17 protein-coding genes are annotated in these 17,932 nt (G+C 62.6%); 14 read left to right on the top strand and 3 right to left on the bottom strand.

Going from position 1 to position 17,932, the window contains the following annotated elements; genetic code table 11:
- The first annotated feature begins 95 nt into the window (after window positions 1-95).
- From AC1VON_RS24440 to AC1VON_RS24405, 8 genes are all read left to right on the top strand, one after another.
- Window positions 96-359, top strand: coding sequence for a hypothetical protein (locus tag AC1VON_RS24440; protein ID WP_032930670.1), 264 nt, complete (start codon window positions 96-98; stop codon window positions 357-359).
- 226 nt (window positions 360-585) lie between these two features.
- Window positions 586-2,019, top strand: coding sequence for a UbiA family prenyltransferase (locus tag AC1VON_RS24435; protein ID WP_483125141.1), 1,434 nt, complete (start codon window positions 586-588; stop codon window positions 2,017-2,019).
- Between the two features lie 2 nt (window positions 2,020-2,021).
- On the top strand, window positions 2,022-3,371 hold the full coding sequence (locus AC1VON_RS24430) for an FAD-binding oxidoreductase (protein ID WP_483125140.1): 1,350 nt from the start codon (window positions 2,022-2,024) through the stop codon (window positions 3,369-3,371).
- 123 nt (window positions 3,372-3,494) lie between these two features.
- Window positions 3,495-3,929, top strand: coding sequence for an EamA family transporter (locus AC1VON_RS24425; protein ID WP_483125139.1), 435 nt, complete (start codon window positions 3,495-3,497; stop codon window positions 3,927-3,929).
- A complete protein-coding gene (locus AC1VON_RS24420) occupies window positions 3,926-4,933 on the top strand; it encodes an NAD-dependent epimerase/dehydratase family protein (protein WP_483125138.1) in 1,008 nt (335 codons plus the stop codon). The genes AC1VON_RS24425 and AC1VON_RS24420 overlap by 4 nt, the downstream gene beginning before the upstream one ends.
- Before the next feature lie 103 nt (window positions 4,934-5,036).
- The gene (locus tag AC1VON_RS24415; protein WP_483126372.1) at window positions 5,037-6,467 is read left to right on the top strand and encodes an aspartate aminotransferase family protein; all 1,431 of its coding nucleotides are present in this window, start codon (window positions 5,037-5,039) and stop codon (window positions 6,465-6,467) included.
- 23 nt (window positions 6,468-6,490) lie between these two features.
- The gene (locus AC1VON_RS24410) at window positions 6,491-7,723 is read left to right on the top strand and encodes a hypothetical protein (protein WP_483125137.1); all 1,233 of its coding nucleotides are present in this window, start codon (window positions 6,491-6,493) and stop codon (window positions 7,721-7,723) included.
- Window positions 7,720-8,478, top strand: coding sequence for an FkbM family methyltransferase (locus tag AC1VON_RS24405; RefSeq protein ID WP_483125136.1), 759 nt, complete (start codon window positions 7,720-7,722; stop codon window positions 8,476-8,478). Before AC1VON_RS24410 ends, AC1VON_RS24405 begins: the two co-directional genes overlap by 4 nt.
- A 3-nt stretch (window positions 8,479-8,481) precedes the next feature.
- Here the strand turns inward: AC1VON_RS24405 and AC1VON_RS24400 are convergent, their stop codons facing one another.
- Window positions 8,482-9,303: an AraC family transcriptional regulator gene (locus AC1VON_RS24400; protein ID WP_483125135.1), complete on the bottom strand. Its 822-nt coding sequence runs from the start codon at window positions 9,301-9,303 to the stop codon at window positions 8,482-8,484.
- A gap of 205 nt (window positions 9,304-9,508) precedes the next feature.
- Here AC1VON_RS24400 and AC1VON_RS24395 point away from each other — a divergent pair, with 205 nt between their 5' ends.
- The 3 genes from AC1VON_RS24395 (at window position 9,509) to AC1VON_RS24385 (ending at window position 14,003) form a co-directional block, all read left to right on the top strand.
- Entirely contained in the window at window positions 9,509-10,516 is a 1,008-nt protein-coding gene (locus AC1VON_RS24395) for a pyridoxamine 5'-phosphate oxidase family protein (protein ID WP_483125134.1), read from the top strand.
- A 51-nt stretch (window positions 10,517-10,567) separates the two neighbouring features.
- Entirely contained in the window at window positions 10,568-11,317 is a 750-nt protein-coding gene (locus AC1VON_RS24390) for a siderophore-interacting protein (RefSeq protein ID WP_483125133.1), read from the top strand.
- 124 nt (window positions 11,318-11,441) lie between these two features.
- Window positions 11,442-14,003: a GcvT family protein gene (locus AC1VON_RS24385; protein WP_172350061.1), complete on the top strand. Its 2,562-nt coding sequence runs from the start codon at window positions 11,442-11,444 to the stop codon at window positions 14,001-14,003.
- Window positions 14,004-14,111: 108 nt separating this feature from the next.
- On the opposite strand, the gene AC1VON_RS24380 is transcribed toward AC1VON_RS24385, so the two are convergent.
- A complete protein-coding gene (locus tag AC1VON_RS24380) occupies window positions 14,112-14,792 on the bottom strand; it encodes a hypothetical protein (protein ID WP_172350062.1) in 681 nt (226 codons plus the stop codon).
- Between the two features lie 5 nt (window positions 14,793-14,797).
- The gene (locus tag AC1VON_RS24375) at window positions 14,798-15,280 is read right to left on the bottom strand and encodes a hypothetical protein (protein WP_483125132.1); all 483 of its coding nucleotides are present in this window, start codon (window positions 15,278-15,280) and stop codon (window positions 14,798-14,800) included.
- 198 nt (window positions 15,281-15,478) lie between these two features.
- Here AC1VON_RS24375 and AC1VON_RS24370 point away from each other — a divergent pair, with 198 nt between their 5' ends.
- The 3 genes from AC1VON_RS24370 (at window position 15,479) to AC1VON_RS24360 (ending at window position 17,833) form a co-directional block, all read left to right on the top strand.
- Window positions 15,479-16,315, top strand: a complete 837-nt coding sequence (locus AC1VON_RS24370; RefSeq protein ID WP_172350064.1) for a DUF1194 domain-containing protein — start codon at window positions 15,479-15,481, stop codon at window positions 16,313-16,315.
- Window positions 16,316-16,406: 91 nt separating this feature from the next.
- Window positions 16,407-16,745: a peptidase inhibitor family I36 protein gene (locus tag AC1VON_RS24365; RefSeq protein WP_483125131.1), complete on the top strand. Its 339-nt coding sequence runs from the start codon at window positions 16,407-16,409 to the stop codon at window positions 16,743-16,745.
- 137 nt (window positions 16,746-16,882) lie between these two features.
- Window positions 16,883-17,833, top strand: coding sequence for an ABC transporter substrate-binding protein (locus AC1VON_RS24360; RefSeq protein WP_483125130.1), 951 nt, complete (start codon window positions 16,883-16,885; stop codon window positions 17,831-17,833).
- The last annotated feature ends 99 nt before the right edge of the window (window positions 17,834-17,932 follow it).

Raw genomic sequence — 17,932 nt, 5'->3', positions numbered from 1 at the left:
TGCGGTTCAGCTTCCATCTCATATAAGCTTGCAAGCAAAGGGCGAAAATGCCTTGCGAAATGCAACAGAGGCGGTGGGAACACCGATATTGCACCATGTGGAAGTCTCTCGTCGCTGCCGTCGCCTTGCTCGCCGTGAGCGGCTCGGCTCATGCCGCCAGCGCGGTCAACAAGGACGCCGAGACCCGTACGCTGGTCGTGACGGAGGGCGGCAGCAAGACCGACCTTGCTCTGGCCGGCGGTGAAACCGTTGAATTCTGCCAGAACGGCTGCTTCGTCACCTTGCCGAACGGTGACCTCGAAGCCCTGACCGGTTCGGAAACCGTCGAAATTTCCGGCGGCGTCGCGCGCATCAAGTAATTCTGGCGGTATCATTGGAAAGGCCGGGTATTTGCCCGGCCTTTTATCGTTTCCAGTAGCCGTTGTTTAACAATGATGCCGGAAATACCGGTGCGGCAGCCGCCTGCAACCAGGCGTTTTAACGTTCGCTACGTCATCCCCCGCTATACCAGCATCAAGACGCCGAAAAGCGGCGCGCAACGGGATTCCGGTTTTCCGGATCATACGCTGGCAAGGCAGGACGGGCATGGATGCGCGGTCGGACAGGAACGCAATACCGCTTGCGGTCGATCTCGACGGCACGCTGATCGCGACCGACCTGTTGTGGGAAGGCCTGTTCCTCCTCCTCAAGAAGAATCCTCTCTATGTTTTCCTGGTGCCTTTCTGGGCGGCCGGCGGGCCGGCGCGGCTGAAGCAGGCGATCGCGCGGCGCATCGACATCGATCCCGCGTCGCTGCCCTATCGCGCGCCGCTGCTCGACCGGCTTCGCACTGAACATGCCGAGGGACGCAAGATCGTGCTGGCGACCGGCACGCCGCGCAAGTTCGCCGACGCCATATCGGCCCATCTCGGCATTTTCGACCGTGTGCTGGCGACCGATGGTTTCGACAATCTTACCTCGGGCAAGAAGCGCGCCTCGCTGGTCGCGGCCTACGGCGATGGCGGCTTCGACTATGCCGGCAACAGCCGCCACGATCTCCAGGTCTTCGATGCCGCGCGCAATGCAATCGTCGTCGCGCCCGACCGCCACGCCGCACGCTGGCAGGCGGCGAATGGCGCCGAAACCATGCCGGCGCCCAAGCCGACCTTGCGGACCATCATCAAGATGTTGCGCGTGCATCAGTGGCTGAAGAACTCACTGATCGCCGTGCCGATGGTGCTGTCGCACGAGTATTTCAACACCAACATGATCTGGCAATGCGTACTGGCCTTCATCTCGTTCAGCGCGGTGGCCTCGGCTATCTATATCCTCAACGATTTCTTCGACCTCGCGCTCGACCGCAAACACGCCACCAAGCGCAACAGGCCGTTCGCCAGCGGCGCGCTGTCGATCCCGTTCGGCCTTGGCGCGATCGCGGTGCTGCTGACGGTCGGCGTCGGCACCGGGCTGTTCCTGGCGCCTGAATTCCTGGCCGTCCTCGGCGGCTACATGGTCGTCACCACGGCTTATTCGCTGTCGTTCAAGCGCATGCTGCTGGTCGACGTGCTGACGCTTGCCGGCCTCTACACCATCCGCGTGCTCGCCGGTGCCGCCGCGACCGGTGTCGACGTCTCTTTCTGGCTGCTCGCCTTCTCGATCTTCTTCTTCCTGTCGCTGGCGCTGGTGAAGCGCTTTGTCGAACTGCGCACCACCGCCATTCCGCCTGGTGAGCGCATCGCCGGTCGTGGCTATCGCACCGAAGACCAGGAGATCGTCGCCCAGGCCGGCATGGCATCGGCCTTTTCTTCGGCGCTGGTGCTGGCGCTCTACATGGACAGTGTCGCGGTGCGCGAGCTCTACCCGCATCCATGGCTGATCTGGCCGCTGCCGCCGATCGTGCTTTACCTCACCATGCGCGTCTGGATCCTGGCGCGCCGTGACGAAATGCATGACGACCCGGTCGTCTTCATCATCCGTGACTGGCGCAGCCAGATCGTGGTGCTGATCGGCGCGGTGCTGCTGGTCATCGGGGGCTGGTAGGCATGGTTGACCGCTTCCGGAGCTTTGGCCTTGCCACGCCGCCCGCGCCGCATGCCATCCACGCCGATGACGCCATCGCGCTGTTGAAGGGCGGCCAGGCGAAGGAAGCATCGCTGCTGGCCTATGGCAATGGGCGTTCCTACGGCGATTCCTGCCAGAACCACGCCGGCGCGGTCGTCGACATGCGGACGCTGAACCGCATCCGCGCCTTCAATGCCGAAACCGGTGTGCTCGAAGCGGATGCCGGCGTGCTGCTGGCGGATATCATCGCACACGCTGCGCCCTACGGCTTCTTTCCGGCTGTCGTTCCGGGTACGCAATTCGTGACGCTCGGCGGCGCCATCGCCAATGATGTGCACGGTAAGAACCATCATCGGCGCGGTACCTTCGGCTGCCATGTCGAAAGCTTCACGTTGCTGCGGTCCGATGGAAAGCCCCATCGCTGCTCGGCATCAGACAATCCGCGCCTGTTCCGGGCGACCATCGGCGGCATGGGGCTGACTGGCCTCATCCTGTCCGCCTCGATCCGGTTGATGCGGGTGCATTCACTCGACATCGTCGAAAAGACGACACCGTTTCGCGACCTCGCCGAGTTCTTTGACCTCGCCGAAGCGGCGGACCAGGCCAATGAATATGCCGTCGCCTGGATCGATCAACTTGCCGGTGGCCGCAACAGCGGGCGTGGCCTGCTGTTTACCGGCAACCACGCCGAACACGGCTCGCATGCGGCCTCGCGCGCCGGCGGCAACCTGGCGATACCGTTTCAGCCGCCCTTCAATGTGCTCAGCCGGCCGTTCCTGACCGCTTTCAACGCCGCCTACCGATGGAAGAAGGGCCGGGCGACCGTGCCGCGCCAGACCGGCTACCACGGTTTTTTCTTTCCGCTCGACGGTGTACGTGACTGGAACCGGCTTTATGGCCCCAGGGGGCTGTTCCAACATCAGAGCGTGGTGCCGGAAGAGGCTGCGCGCATCGTTGTGCCAGAGCTGCTGACAGCGGCCCGACAGGCCGGGCAAGGCTCCTTCCTCACAGTACTGAAGCGTTTCGGCGAGGTCCGCTCGCCCGCGCTGCTGTCGTTCCCGCGACCGGGCTACACGCTGACGCTGGATTTCCCCAACAAGGGGGCGGCGACGCTTGCCCTGCTTGGCGAGCTCGACCGCATCGCGATCGCGGCTGGTGGAGCTGTCAACCCTTACAAGGATGCGCGCATGAGTGCTGCAACCTTCGCTGCCTCCTTCGCCGACTGGCCGAGGCTGGAAGCGTTGCGCGACCCTGCCTTCATGTCGGATTTCTGGGCGCGCACGGCCGGCAGCATCGATCTGCGGCGGCGTGGGGTCGAGGCCGCTGAGTAGATAAAATTGGAATGAATCGTGGTTATTGGATGATTAATCGCAGGATTTACTCAAAACATTCTTGTGAGTTCACGATATCTTTTCAGGTTTGTATTAGTCGATGACATGGGGTGGCGAGCTGGCATGAAATATATCGTCTTCATTCTCTTTACGGTCATGACCAATGCCGCCGCGCAGCTCATGCTGAAGCAAGGCATGATGTCGCTTGGGCCGATCTCGTTCGAAGGCGTCAATCCGCTCCTCAAATTGCTGCAGACCGTCTTCAGCCCCTGGGTGTTTCTTGGGCTCTGCACTTTCGTGATTTCCATGGCTTCGCATCTCTACGTGCTGTCCAAGGTCGAGCTTTCCTTTGCCTATCCGTTCCTCAGCCTCGCTTATGTCGCTGTCGCCATCTTCGCCTACTTCGTCTTTCGCGAAGACCTCAATGGCTGGCGCATTGCCGGCATCGCCTTCATCTGCGTCGGCACCGTGCTGATCGCGCAAAGTGGGCGAGGACATGAAGACCAGACCGCTTCCATCACGCCCGACAAGATCCCTGCAAACGAGACCGTTCGATGAGACATGTGATTTTCGGCGGTGACGGCTTCGTCGGCCGCCACCTTGCCCCGAAGCTTGTGGCCGATGGCGAAGAGGTTGTCGTCGCCGACATCGTCAAAAGCGATCTGGCGCACTACCGCAATGTCCGGTTCGTCCAGTGCGATGTCACCGATCCGGCCTCGGTCGCCGCTGTCGAGCTCAAGGCCGACGACATGGTCTACAATCTGTCGGCCAAGATGCTGTCGCCGATCCAGGTGCGGGCCAAGCGGCACGACTTCTTCTTCCCGGTCAATTTCCACGGCACCGAGCACATCATGCAGGCCATGGACAAAGCCGACGCGCCCAGGCTTGTCCACTACACGACCGACATGATCTACGGCCACACGGTCACACAGCCCATGACCGAGGAGCACCCCGTCGCGCCGCTCGGCGAATATGGCTGGTCGAAGCAGAAGACCGAGGAACTCGCCGCCGAATGGCGCAAGCGCGGCATGTCGATCTCATTGTTCCGGCCGCGCCTGATCATCGGCCCCGGCCGGCTCGGCATATTGGAGAAACTGTTCAAGCTGATCGACTGGAACCTTCCGGTGCCGATGATCGGCTCGGGCAAAAACCCCTATCAGTTCATCTCTGTGTTCGATTGCGCGGAAGCCGCGCGTGCCGCCTGGAAGGCCGGCGTGCCCAACGAGGCCTATAATCTCGGCTCGCTCAATCCGCCACCGGTGAAGAAATTGCTCGGCGACCTGATCCGGCATGCCGGTTCGAAATCGATCCTGATCCCGACACCGGGCTGGGCGGTCAAGCGCACGCTCGACCTGCTCGACCTCGTGAACATGCCGATCATGGACCCGGAGCAATATCTCATCGCCGACGAGGAATGCGTGCTCGACGTGTCCAAGGCCGAGCGCCAGCTCGGCTGGGTGCCGCAATATCGCGACGAGGACATGCTGATCGCCGCCTACAGCGAATACCGCGCCAAGAAGGCAGGGCACGCCGTCGCCACCAAACATGTGCCCGCCGAATAGCGGGCTCGCCAAACAGTTTTATGGCGCACGACGCTGGTCGTAGCGCGGACAGGAGATTGAAATGACCGTCATGGCCAAGCCCGAACAGACCAATGCGCGCACCATGGTGAGCGCACCGGCACTGTCGCCCGCCACCATCGCCAAGCCCGATCTGATCAGCGTCGAGCAGGCCAAGGCGATGGATGTCGCCCGCATGACCGACCTCTTCAAGGCGCATCTCAATCCCGGCCAGCTGCATTTCATGAAGCTGCTCGGCTTCCACAAGATCAAGATCGAGCGTGCCGAAGGCATGTTCTACATCGATCAGAACGGCCGCAAGATCCTCGATTTCTTTGGCGGCTTCGGTTCGCTGGCCTTCGGCCACAACCATCCGCGCCTGCTTGAGGCGCGCAAAAAGTTCCAGGAGGAAAAGCGCCAGGAAATCGCCATCGCCTTCATGTCGCAATATGCGGCGGCATTGGCGCACAACATCGCCAAATGCTCGCCGGGCGATCTCGACATGGTGTTTCTGGGCTCGTCCGGCTCGGAGGCGATGGAAGCGGCGGTCAAGCTCGCCGAGCGCGCCGCCGGACCGAAGCGGCCGAAAATCGTCTATGCCGAGAATTCCTTCCACGGCAAGACCAAGGGCGTGCTCGGCATCACCGACGGCCAGCTCTACCGCGCTGACTTCAAGATGGCCGAGAACACGGTCCGCATTCCGTTCGGCGACATCGAGGCGGTCGAGCGTCTGTTCCGCAGCGATCCCGAGGTCGGCGTCATCGTGCTCGAAACCATCCAGGGTGGCGGCGGCATCATCCAGGCGCCAGCCGAATACTGGCAGAAGCTGCGCGCGCTGTGCGACCAGCATGGCGTGCTGTGGGTGGCCGACGAAGTGCAATGCGGCTATGGCCGTTCGGGCCGCTTCTATGCCTTCGAGCACTACGGCGTCGTGCCGGATGTGACGGCACTGGCGAAGTCGCTCGGCGGCGGCAAGGCGGCGGTCGGCGCGATGATCGCCAGACGCGAAATCTACATGAAGGCCTATGGCACGCCGAAGACCGCGATGATCCATGCCATGGCGACTTTCGGCGGCATGGGCGAGGCCTGCGTCACCTCGATCGAGGCGCTCAACGTGCTCTATGACGAGGGGCTGATCGACAACGCCGCCGCCACCGGCGATTATCTGCTGCAGCGGCTGCGGGCGCTCAAGGACAAATACCCCAAGATCATCAAGGATGTGCGCGGCAAGGGTCTTATGGTCGGCCTGGAGTTCCACGACTTCTCGCAGACCTTGCCGATGGTGCTCAGGCCCATCGTCAGCGTGCTCGACGACAAGCTGAAGGGTTCGCTGTCGGGTTTTGTCGGCGCGCTCTTGCTGCGCGACTACGACGTGCTCGTCGCCTTCACCGAGTACAACCGCAACGTCATCAGGCTCGAACCCCCGCTGATCTGCCAGCGCGAACATGTCGACCGCTTCGTCGACGCCTTCGACAGCTTGCTGTCACGCGGCATCGTGTCGATCGTCAAGGACTTCGTCAAAAGCCAAGTTCGCTAAAAGAAAGCTCATTGGGCAGAACGATGCTGACCAAGTCTCCCGCCGCGAAAAACCCGCTCGACCGGCTCGCTGAAACCGGTCTGGCCTGGGGCGAGGGGACCTATGCGCGGCTGGCCGCACCCATCGGCGCGGCGGCCTTCGCGCTCTATATTCTTCTGACCGCGTTCACGGCATGGGTAATGCCCGACGCCAACTGGGACATGCTGCCTTACCTCGCAATATCAGAGGAAGGCACCTATCCCGATGCGCAGGCGCTGCATGATTACGCCTACAGCACGGTCAAAGCGGGTGTTTCGGTCGCCGATTACAAGACGCTGACCGATGATGGCGGCGGCTTCCGCAGCCACATGACGGAGAATGCCGCCGACTTCCATTCGCTGCTCGGAATGTATCGGATCAAGTTCCTCTATGCCGAGATGCTGTCGACGCTGAGCGCTGTGATGTCGCCGGTCGAGGCGATGCGCCTCGTACAGGTGTTTTCGGTGCTGCTGTTCGGCGCGATCGTGCTGCTCTGGCTGCGCTGGGAAAAGGCCTTGGCCTTGGCACCGGTGATCGGCGCGGTGCTGATCATGGCTGATTTCGGCGATGCGGCGCGTGCCTCGACGCCGGACCTGCTCACGTCGGCGCTGCTGCTCGGCGGGCTCTACGCCTATGTCAGGGGCCGCGAGGCGGCGACGGCGATCCTGCTCTTCCTCGCCTTCATGGTGCGGCCTGACAATATTGTCTTCCTTGCCATCCTTGCTGTGTTGCTGGTCTCCTTCCGGCAGCAGGCGTGGGGCGCGCTGGCCGGGTTCGCCGCGTCCTTCGTTGCCTATTTCGCCATTTCGCACTGGGCCCATCATCCCGGCTGGTGGCCGCATCTGTGGTTCTCCAGCATCGAACAGCACTACAATATGGACGGGTTCGAGCCGGCGTTCTCGGTCACCGCCTATCTCAGGGCGTTTGCGACGTCGCTGCTGCGCGCCGTCAACCTGAACAGCTGGGTCGGTGTCTCCGTGCTGGCGCTGGCCGGCTGGTTTGCCGCCGGCCGTGCCGGGTTCCACCTCGAGCGCCGTGCCGGCATCCTGTTCGCGGCGCTGGTCCTCGGTGCGCTGGCGAAGTTCACGGTCTTCCCGATCCACGACACGCGCATCTATTTCCCACATCTGATCCCGCCATTCCTGCTGCTGGCGGCGCCCTTCATGGCGCTGTGGGCGGCATCGGTTCGTGGCCAACACCGCGCGGCCTTGCACGTCATTCCCGGAGACAAGCCATGAGTTCTCTATCCAGCCTGGCGCGCATCGCCTTGTCGCTCGGTCTTCCCTCCGGCCTGCTCGATCGCGGGCCGTCGCTGCGCGGCACGAAATTCCTCGCCAAGGCGGCGCTGAAAGCGCGCTTCGGTGGAGCAGGGCAGGCGTTCCAGATGGTCAATGTCGGCGCCTGCGACGGCGCGCTGTTCGACGATGTCACGCCGTGGCTGCACAGGATTGCCGGCGCCCGCGCCATGCTGGTCGAGCCGATTCCGTACAATCAGAAACGGCTGCGCGCCAATTATCCCGACATGGACCGCTTCATCATCGAGCCGGTGGCCGTCACAAAAACCAGGGGCACGATCACCGTCCATACTTTCGACGCAGCCGCGCTGGAGGCCGGCACGCTGCCGATCGAGTTCATCGGTTGCTCGTCGGTCACCGACACCAATCTGATGTCGGGCAAGAATGCCTGGGGCGAGGCCGATGCCAATTTCAACAAATTCGCGCCGCACCTCAGGGATATCGAGGTGCCGTCGGAAACGCTGCAGACGCTGCTCGACCGCAATGGCATCAGCCATATCGACGCTTTCCTCGTCGATTGCGAGGGCGCCGACTGGATCGTCTTCGAACAGCTCGACCTCAAGCGCTACCGCCCGGGCTTGATCAAGGTGGAAGTCGGCGCGCTGCCGGCGCCCGAGATCGGCCAGGTCGTGGTCAAGCTGAAGACGGCGGGCTACCAGGTCGGCTTCCAGGCCGAGGATATCTGGGCGTTCGCGTAAGGTTTACCCATCAACGGCGGCAGCGGCTCCGCGTCGTTCAGCCATATAGCGGCCCGGCGAGGTACCGAACGCTTTTCGGAACATCGTGACGAAACTGCCCGCGCTTTCATAGCCAAGGTCGAGCGCCACGCTCTGGATCGAGGCGCCCGCCGCCATCCACTGTAGCGCAAGCATGATCGTCAGTTGCTGGCGCCAGCGGCCGAAGCTCATGCCCGTCTCGCGCGTGAGAATGCGTGCAAACGTCCGCTCGCTGAGACCGGCGCGTCTCGCCCATGTCTCCATCGTGCCGCGATCGGCGGGGTCGGCCATCATCGCCTCGACGATCCGGCGCAGCCGATCGTCTCGCGGCATCGGCAGGTGCAGATGCTCGACCGGAGCCGCGGCGATCTCATCGAGCAGCAGCGTGCCCAGATGCGATTCTCGGCCGCCTTCGGGATAGTCCAGGGGAAAGCTGGCGGCGCGGATCAGCAATTCGCGCAGCAGTGGTGAGACGGACAGCGTACAGCAGGTGGCCGGCAAGGCAGCCGCCATCGCGGGATCGATAAAGACATTATAGCCTTCAATCGGTCCGGCCGCCTTGATGGCGTGCACGGCACCGCCGGGCATCCAGATCGCGCAATGTGGCGGCACCAGCCACAGACCGCTCTCGACTTCGCATGTGAAGACGCCGCGCATTGTGAGCAGCAGCTGAGCCTTGCGGTGCGCATGATGGCTGAGCTCGATGACGCCTGTGGCCAGCGTCAAACCATAGACCATCACTGGTCGAGGCACATCGTCCGGATCGGGAAAATCGGCAGGTTTGGGATGCGATTCGATAATGGGCATCTGGTCTGCTGGCTTTCCATATTGGCAGGATCTCGAAACATTTTGTCATATTTGCCCGATGTCGCCAATCGCTTGAGATTGTAGTGATTGTCCTCGAACCTAAGGGAAATGCCACCAAGGAGCCCATTAGGAGGCCATGGAGAAGGGGTATTGAGGTCGTGTCCGTCGCGCTCCCTCAACGCCCACCCAAACGTGGAGTGCCGCCATGAACAAGCCGGTTGATACCGCCGCCCTGTTGAAAGCAACCATGGGCGCGACCCCGCCGATGAACTCTCGGATTATCGGTCATCTCGATCATGCCGCGCTGCGCTGGATCGCGGCTTCGCCGTTGATGTTCGCAGCGTTCGGAGACAGCTCCGGGCTCGGCGTCACCCTCGGCGGTGGCGTGACTGGTTTCGCCAGCGGCGACACATACGAACTGCGGTTGCCGGTTGCGATGCTCGACGATCCGGCCTTGGCCGTGCCTGGCCAGGGTTTTGGCTCGCTGTTCCTGCTGCCATGCGTCGGCGAGACGATGCGCGTCAACGGCACGGTGAGGGAGGTTCGGAATGGCGAAATCCGCATTGCCGTCGAGGAATGCTATGGCCATTGCGACAAGGCGTTGATCCGCTCCGAATATTGGGCGGCCCTGTTCGAGATGCTGGCGCCGCAAGGCGTCAGCGCGTTCGCTGCCGCCAACCGCTTCATGGCGCTGGCGACCGTCGATGCGTGGGGCCGTGTCGAGCTCAGTCCCAAGGACGATCCGGCCGGCATACTGGCGCGGAGCGGCGGGAGCGGTTTCACGGAGCGTCCGGGCAATCGCGTCTTCGGCGATCATCTTGCGCAGCCGCAGGTCGCTGCCCTGGTGCTGGTCCTGGGTTCGGCGCAGGTCGTTCGTGTGTCGGGCACCGTCCGCATATCAGCCGATCAGACCGCATGCGCACCATTCGTCTTCCAGGACGAGACGGCAGCGCTGGTCGCCATCATCGAGGACCCCGCCGCCGAGTTCGGCGAGAGCTCGACCCTTCTGCGCCTCGGCGATTGGCCCGGCAGGCCACCAGTCCGCGCGATGGAGGCGGCCAAGCCATTCGCCGCGCACATCAGGCCCGGCCGGCACACGGGCCTCGGCACCGAACTTGCGAGTGCTGCCGTGTCGGTTCCCGGCGTTTCCGATCTTTTGCGGAAAGGTCTGGAAACGGACCGCCAAAGCTACCTCCGTTCGGTTCCATCGTGATCGGCTCGCGGTGCCGATATCCCGCCCAGACGCTATAATGGAGTGATGCTCTTGACCAATTCTGCCCACCGCTTCCAGGAGACGACGTCTTCGCCTCAGCCGGGCTACGTCACGCGGACGTTGCTGCGATGGTTGATGCGCCCAGCGCGCGTTGCCGCCGTGGAGGTCCTGTCGCAGCATTTCCGCCTGATCGATCTTGAAGGCGAGGCGCTTAAGGGGATCGCCTGGGCGGTCGGCCAGAAGCTGCAGATATCCATGGGCACGGGCCTGACTGCCCGAACCTATACGCCGATATCCTGGGACGCGGAACGCGGCAGGACACGGCTGCTCGCCTTCGCGCATGGCGACGGTCCCGGCAGCCGGTGGGCTGATGCCTTGCGCGAAGGCGATAGTTGCCAGTTCTTTGGGCCACGCCGTTCGCTCGACCTCTCCGGCCTTGAGGCAACGATGGTGCTGTTCGGAGACGAAACTTCCTTCGCCCTGGCGGCGGCACTCCACGCCATTCCCAGATCGCGCGTGAGCTGTATTTTCGAAGCGACTGATATTGCGGAATCGCGGCCGGTACTGGAGGCGATCGGCCTTGGCGATGCGACGCTGATTGCGCGTGCCACCGACGATGCGCATCTCACCGCGGCTTCAGTCGAGGTGGCCACGCATGCTGCCGGCGGTGCGTATGTCATCCTGACAGGCAAGGCGCGGTCGATCCAGCATGTGAGCCGCGTGCTGAAAACCGAGGGCGTCGGATCGTCACGGGTGAAAGCCAAGGCCTATTGGGCGCCGGGCAAGGTCGGGCTGGACTGAGCCACGAACAGAACCATTCTGTCGTCTGGTCGCTCGGCTTTTTACCAATGTCGCAAACAGGCTTCATCAGGCCCACCGCTCCGCCCTATAGTCCGCCCGCTTTATCACTTTGGAGTCGCGGGCAATGGCAGAGTTTCCGAAAAAGGCGAAGGTCGTCATCATTGGCCTCGGCGGTATTGTCGGCGCATCGATCGCCCATCACCTGATCGAACGTGGCTGGGACGACATTGTCGGCATCGACAAGTCGGGCATCCCGACAGACATCGGTTCGACCGCGCACGCCTCTGATTTCTGCTACACCACCAGCCATGATTTCCTGTCCTGCTGGACGACGCTCTATTCCATCGATTTCTACGAGAAGATGGGCCACTACGCCCGCATCGGCGGCCTTGAAGTGGCCCGTGTCGGCGACGACGGCCGCATGGACGAGATCAAGCGCAAGATCGCCTCGGCGAAAGCTTTCGGCACACGCGCCCGCCTGATCGAACCGGCCGAGATCAAGGAAAAGTTCCCGCTGATTGAACAGGACATGGTCCAGGGCGGCCTGTGGGATCCGGACGCCGGCCTCGTCATTCCGCGCTCGCAGACCGTTGCCGGCAAGCTGGTCGATCAGGCGGAGGCGTCGGGGAAGCTGAAATCCTTCGCCAACACGCCCGCCAAGTCGCTCGTGGTCAAGGACGGCCGCATCAGCGCCGTGGTGACGGACCGCGGTACCATCGAGGCCGACTATGTCATCGTCTGCGCCGGCATCTGGGGCCGGCTGATCGCGGAAATGGTCGGCGAGGACCTGCCGGTCATGCCGATCGACCATCCGCTGACCTTCTTCGGGCCTTACAACGAGTTCGCCGGCACCGGCAAGGAGATCGGCTGGCCGCTGCTGCGCGACCAGGGCAACTCGGCCTATATGCGCGACACTGGCGATCCCAAGACCGCCGAAGGCGGTCAAATCGAATGGGGTTACTACGAAGAGACCAATCCGCGCCTTTGTCATCCGCGCGACCTGCTGGAGAAGGACCAGGCCCGTCTTTCGCCGTCGCAGCGCGATCTCGACATGGAGCAGATCCTGGCGCCGCTCGAGCGCGCCATGGAGTTGACGCCGATCCTGGGCGAACTCGGCTACAATGAAAGCCATTCCTTCAACGGCCTGCTGCAGGTGACGGCCGATGGCGGTCCGTCGATGGGCGAAAGCCAGAAGGTGAGGGGCCTGTGGTATGCCGTCGCCATCTGGGTCAAGGACGGGCCCGGCATGGGCAAGCTGATCGCCGACTGGATGACCGACGGCCGCACCGCGATCGATCATCACGCCATTGACTATGCCCGCTTCTATCCGCACCAGACCAAGGAGCAGTTCATCTGGGATCGCTGCACCGAGACGGCGATGAAGGTCTACAATCCCGCGGTGCATCCGCGCGAACCGTTCTCGAAGGGCCGCAACATCAGGCGCTCGCCGTTCTGGGAGCGCGAGAAGGAACTCGGCGGCTACTTCATGGAACTGGGCGGCTGGGAGCGCGCCCATGGCTATGCCGCCAACGAGCATCTGCTGGAGAAATACGGCAACCGGGTGCCGGTGCGCGAGAACGAGTGGGACAACCGCCATTTCTGGCGCGTCTCCAATGCCGAGCATCTGGCGATGAGCGAGGATTGCGGCATCGTCAATCTCTCGCATTTCTCCATGTATGATGTCGAAGGGCCCGACCATGTCGCGCTGCTGGAATGGCTGTGCGCGGCCAAGATCGGCGGCGACAACAACATCGGCAAGGGCATCTACACCCACTTCCTCGACGAGGAAGGCATGGTGCGCGCCGACTTCACCGTCATCCGGATGGCCGATCGCTGCCGTGTGATCGACGGTGCCGACGCCGGCCCGCGCGACTTCCGCTACATGCAGCGAACCGCGCAGGACAAGGGTTTTGATGTCACCATCACCGATGTGACGGAAAAATACGTCACCATCGGCATCTGGGGGCCGAATGCCCGCGCGACCCTACAGAAGGTGGTCGAGAATCCGGACGGGCTCTCGGTTGAAAACTTCCCCTTCGCCGCGATCAAGCCGATCCGGATCGGCGGCAAGGATGTCACCGCTTTCCGCATCTCCTATGTCGGCGAGCAGGGGTGGGAACTGCACATGCGCTATGAGGACGGGCTGGCCGTCTGGGACGCGTTGCGCACGACCGGCGTCATGCCGTTCGGCGTCGAGACCTATGCCAATACGCGACGCATGGAAAAGAGCCTGCGGCTGCAGAACGCCGACCTTCTGACCGAGTACAATCTGCTCGAAGCCGATCTCGCGCGCCCGAAGGTCAAGGAGAACGATTTCTGCGGCAAGGCCAAGCACCTGGAATACCGTGCCCGCGAACACCAGCCGGCGACTTTGTGCACGCTGGTGATGACCGAAAACACCGATTCGAAAGGCGTGGCGCGTTATCCCGTGGGCACCATGCCGGTGCTGGATCCCGCCACCGGCGAGACACTGGTCGACGAACTCGGCCGCCGCTCCTTCACCACATCGGTCGCCTATGGCCCGACCATCGGCAAGAACATCGCGCTCGCCTACCTGCCGCATTCGTATGCGCAGGAAGGCCGCAAGCTCAAGGTGGAATATTTCGGCGAGACCTACCCGGTCGAAGTCGCCGGCGTTGGTTACAAGCCACTCTACGATCCGGAGAACTTGAAGCCGCGCAGCTGAGCACAAGAGCCTTGGGCGCGCTGCGTGGCGGTTGCACCCAAATCCAAGCGAGATGCAAAAGCAAGAACCTGAATCGCGTAGCCTGAATCCGTTCAAACGCGAGGCGCTTTAGGTCAGTGCATTGTCTATTTCAGCCTGGCTTGATGGAATGCTGCCGCCGGCGGCGATTTCTTCACTCAATCGGCTTGCCCGCTCCCAGCGGTCGGCGAAGTTCCACCCGCCGATCTGGACACTCGAATAGACGGTGGTCTCGCCCCTTGATCCCGGCGTGAAATACATGGCTCCGTCCGCCGGAGACGGGTAAACCATGGCGCGTTTGTACTTCTTGTAGAACTGGCCGCGGATGCGGTCGCTGATCCGGGTGTTGTCCTGTTCACTGATCCACGACACGAAGGCCGCCGACAGGAATGTCGATAGCCCGGCGGCAAGCGTTTTCATCATCTCCTCGGTTGTGGCATCCGTGTCCTTCGGCGGTGTGAGGTCGATGGCCAGGACGACGATCAGGCCGGAAACGAAAGCCGCTATGGCTGCCGGTCCCAGCACCCAACCTTCAAGGAAAAGCAGCCCGGCGCGCGGCCTTTTCGGCAGCAACAGGGTGCCGATCAATTCCAGCAGATAGCCGGCCACGATTGCCGACAACACCAGCAGAAGCGCTTCAGCCCATTGGTGATGTATCAACATCCATGCGAAAGCCATGCCAATCAACACGACAATCAGCGCCTTGGCGGGGCCGCGAAGATCCCCGAACAGGTCTTGCAATTCCGAAAGGAACTTACCCAGCCCAAACATGGCAATTATGGATGTTGGGAGGGACGATGGCTGCATTGCCAGACGACGCTGCCGTCCGGCCTGCGAACCTGATGCATCGGCGCGTAAGGTACAGCCAGTTGGCATTCGCTGGCCGCGGCCAGGGCCGTCAACAGCTTCACGCTCTCGAAAAGCACTCGCATCAGCGGCTCGGCTGGGCCGATTGGCAGCATCGCCTGCCGGCTCTTGTCCAGGGCGGTGATGGCCTCGGCCAGTTCAAAGGTCGAGATCGACTTCGGGTTGTCGACGGGGGGCGATGCTGCGTTGAAAGTCAAAACCCGCGTCGCCAGAGCGAGCGCGCGTACCATGGGCTGGAGATCGACGCGTTCCGAAATCTCTTGCGTCGGCAACACGCCGCGCAACTCCAGTCTCGACAATTCGTTTTCCAGCACGCGGAGCTGCTCGACAGCTTGGCTTTGCGCGGCGGCAAGTTGAAGGCTGACCTCATCGCCTGAGCCTGTCCGAGACATGGTTTTCCTCCCAGCAGAAGGCGAAACAATAGTTCAAATCCGCTCGCCGCAGAAGTACTTCGACCCGATGGCGCGAATTTTCTCCGCGACTTGCCAACAACGACAGCGGTCGGGCGAAACACTGCGCAAGCGCGCCAATGCGAGAAAATGTGAGTGGTGCCACTTCACGCGCCAGTCGGCTGAGCGCATTATCCGGACATGGTTCGGGCATTGACAGCACTGCTGGCAGTATCCGCGGTTATCCTGCCGCTCACCGCCGACGTGTCGCTCGCGGACGAGCCGGTCGATGTCGAGCTGGTGCTGGCGGTCGATGTCTCGCTGTCGATGTCGGCGGATGAACTCGAGATCCAGCGACACGGCTACGCGGCGGCCCTGACGCATGACAATGTACTGCAGGCGATCGCCGATGGCGCCTATGGCAAGATCGCCGTCACCTATGTCGAATGGGCCGGTACCACATGGCAACGCGTCATCGTGCCGTGGACGGTCATCGCCAACCGCGCCGATGCCGAGCGAGTGGTGGCGCAATTGTCCGCCCAGCCGCCCAACAGCGCGCGCCGCACCTCGATATCCGGCGCGCTGGAGTTCGGCAGTGATCTCTTCGCCGAAAGCGGCTACCAGGGAACCAAGCGGGTCATCGATATTTCGGGCGACGGTCCCAACAATCAGGGCGCGCCGGTCAATCTCACTCGCGACGGGGTGGTCAGGCAGGGTATCGTCATCAACGGCCTGCCGCTGATGACCCGAGGCGGATTTTCAGGCGCCTATGACGTCAATGATCTCGACCGTTACTACAGCGACTGCGTCATAGGCGGCCCCGGTGCCTTCATGATCCCGGTCAACGACTGGACGCAATTTCCCGAAGCCATACGCCGCAAGCTGGTGCTGGAACTCGCCGGTCCGGCGTCACGGCAGTGGGCTGTGGAGGAGGCCGATCATCCGCCGGTGGTGCTGGCGCAGGACAAGCCGGCCGCCGACTGCCAGATCGGAGAGAAAATGTGGCGTAACCGCAGCTGGATGCTGGACAGTCGCTAGGCCTGGGCAACGGCGCGGCAAGCATTGGCAAACTGGCCAGACCGCGCTATCCAGTTGATGGGGGCCGCGGTTGAAACCGAGGAAACAGCAGATGAAACGCCTTGCCATCCTGACAGCTGTCGCGTCCGTGCTTTTTGCCGACGGCGCCAGCGCCCAGTACAATGACCAGCCCGCCTGCGTCATGTTCGAGCATGTGAATTTTCGCGGGCGGTCGATCGAAATGAGCCCCGACGATTCGGTGAATTTTCGCGGCGGCCAGTTCTGGAATGACCGCGTATCGTCGGTTTTCGTTCGCCGCGGCTGCAGCCTCGTTGCCTATGAGGATACGCGAATGGGCGGCCGTTCAATCGAAATCAGGCGCAGGGCCCGTGCTCTCGGGGACTGGAACGACCGCATCTCATCGGCCGAGTGCGTCTGCGACGGGTATTGACGGGGCAGGGCGTTGGCCCTGCCGAGCGCCGGCCACGAGGTGAGCGGGCTTCCCGCCGCCAAACACGTTCCTGTTGATTGACAAGCCCATTGGCGTCTGTGAACAATTTCCCCAGATAAAACAAAAGGGGAACTCGCATGAACAGGATCGCCGTTTTTGCCGCAACATTGACGCTTGCCGCCGGTCTGTCGGCGCCGGTGATGGCCGCCACATCGGTCACCATCGGCATCAGCGGATGGACCGGCTTCGCGCCGCTGACGCTTGCCAAGCAAGCAGGCCTCTTCGAGAAACACGGCCTCGACGTGACCTTGAAGAAGGTGCCGCAGGCGAGCCGTCCGCTTGCCATCGCCAGCGGCGACTTGCAATGCGCCGCCACCACGGTCGAAACCTGGCTGGTGTGGAACGCCAGCGGGGTGACCACCAAGCAGATCTTCCAGCTCGACAAGTCCTATGGCGCCGACGGTATTGTCGCCCGCAACGACATCAAGACCGTCGCCGATCTCAAGGGCAAGAACGTCGCCTCCTCGGCGCCGGGCACATCGCCCTATTTCCTGCTCGCCTGGGTGCTGAACAAGAAGGGCATGTCGACCAAGGATGTGACCGTCGTCAACCTTGAGCCGGACGCGGCGGCGCAGGCCTTCCTTGCCGGGCAAAACGATGCAGCGGTCACCTATGAGCCGTTCATCTCGGCCGTGCGCGACAAGTCCGACCAGGGGCACATACTGGCGACCACGCTCGACTATCCGATGGTGCTCGACACGGTCGGCTGCACGCCCGAATTCCTCAAGGCCAATCCCGACGCGGCAAAGGCGCTCGCCGACAGCTATTTCGACGCGCTCGACCTGATCAAGAAGGACCCGCAGAAATCCTACGAGATCATGGGCGCCGACGTGAAGCAGTCGGCCAAGGAGTTCGAGGATTCGGCGAAGTACCTGAAATGGGCCGACCGGGCGGAGAACAAGCAGTTCTTCACCAAGGAATTCCAGGACTTTTCCAAGACCGCCGGCGAACTGCTGCTGCAGATGGGGCTGATCAAGGAAGCGCCCGACGTTTCCACGCTGGCCGACACCAGCGCCGTGTCGAACTGACGGTCCGGCTTCCGACCATAATGCGGCGGCGCTCGGCGCCGCCGTTTTCTCCTGGACAAAGCACGACTTGAGCATGGGGACGATTTGAAGATGGGGTCG

The organism is Mesorhizobium sp. HAY1-8B, assembly GCF_056868045.1.
Note: the sequence above shows the minus strand (reverse complement) of the source record. Positions and strands in the feature narration are given on the sequence as shown.

Excerpts from the sequence above, each read along its gene's own strand:
- AC1VON_RS24360 (WP_483125130.1), top strand. The coding sequence starts at position 16,883 with ATGAACAGGATCGCCGTTTTTGCCGCAACATTGACGCTTGCCGCCGGT.
- AC1VON_RS24435 (WP_483125141.1), top strand. The coding sequence starts at position 586 with ATGGATGCGCGGTCGGACAGGAACGCAATACCGCTTGCGGTCGATCTC.
- AC1VON_RS24410 (WP_483125137.1), top strand. The coding sequence starts at position 6,491 with ATGCTGACCAAGTCTCCCGCCGCGAAAAACCCGCTCGACCGGCTCGCT.
- AC1VON_RS24395 (WP_483125134.1), top strand. The coding sequence starts at position 9,509 with ATGAACAAGCCGGTTGATACCGCCGCCCTGTTGAAAGCAACCATGGGC.
- AC1VON_RS24430 (WP_483125140.1), top strand. The coding sequence starts at position 2,022 with ATGGTTGACCGCTTCCGGAGCTTTGGCCTTGCCACGCCGCCCGCGCCG.
- AC1VON_RS24415 (WP_483126372.1), top strand. The coding sequence starts at position 5,037 with ATGGTGAGCGCACCGGCACTGTCGCCCGCCACCATCGCCAAGCCCGAT.
- AC1VON_RS24405 (WP_483125136.1), top strand. The coding sequence starts at position 7,720 with ATGAGTTCTCTATCCAGCCTGGCGCGCATCGCCTTGTCGCTCGGTCTT.
- AC1VON_RS24365 (WP_483125131.1), top strand. The coding sequence starts at position 16,407 with ATGAAACGCCTTGCCATCCTGACAGCTGTCGCGTCCGTGCTTTTTGCC.
- AC1VON_RS24385 (WP_172350061.1), top strand. The coding sequence starts at position 11,442 with ATGGCAGAGTTTCCGAAAAAGGCGAAGGTCGTCATCATTGGCCTCGGC.
- AC1VON_RS24375 (WP_483125132.1), bottom strand. The coding sequence starts at position 15,280 with ATGTCTCGGACAGGCTCAGGCGATGAGGTCAGCCTTCAACTTGCCGCC.
- AC1VON_RS24420 (WP_483125138.1), top strand. The coding sequence starts at position 3,926 with ATGAGACATGTGATTTTCGGCGGTGACGGCTTCGTCGGCCGCCACCTT.
- AC1VON_RS24370 (WP_172350064.1), top strand. The coding sequence starts at position 15,479 with ATGGTTCGGGCATTGACAGCACTGCTGGCAGTATCCGCGGTTATCCTG.
- AC1VON_RS24400 (WP_483125135.1), bottom strand. The coding sequence starts at position 9,303 with ATGCCCATTATCGAATCGCATCCCAAACCTGCCGATTTTCCCGATCCG.
- AC1VON_RS24380 (WP_172350062.1), bottom strand. The coding sequence starts at position 14,792 with ATGTTTGGGCTGGGTAAGTTCCTTTCGGAATTGCAAGACCTGTTCGGG.
- AC1VON_RS24440 (WP_032930670.1), top strand. The coding sequence starts at position 96 with ATGTGGAAGTCTCTCGTCGCTGCCGTCGCCTTGCTCGCCGTGAGCGGC.
- AC1VON_RS24425 (WP_483125139.1), top strand. The coding sequence starts at position 3,495 with ATGAAATATATCGTCTTCATTCTCTTTACGGTCATGACCAATGCCGCC.